This is a genomic window from Acinetobacter sp. ANC 4636 (genome assembly GCF_054454555.1).
On the sequence record NZ_JBTKVD010000056.1, the window covers coordinates 1 to 239 of the forward strand.

1 pseudogene is annotated in these 239 nt (G+C 44.4%); it reads left to right on the forward strand.

The annotated features are described in order from the left end of the window. Window positions 1–239: pseudogene (locus ACX1N5_RS15750) on the forward strand (hypothetical protein); the annotation flags it as partial.

Consider the following 239-nt stretch of genomic DNA (forward strand, 5'->3'; position numbering starts at 1 on the left):
GCAGCTAATACAGCAGTGACTAATGCAGCTGCGGCTCAAACCACAGCGAATAAAGGTCTAAACTTTGCAGTAAATGGTGGTACGGCAGACAATGCTCAGCTTGGCGAGACAATGAATTTTGCCAATGGCACCAATACCACAGCAACCTATGATGCTGCGACCAATACCTATAAATATAACCTAAACGACAACATTAGTTTGACAGATGCAGGTAGCCTAACAGTGGGTAATACCACTGT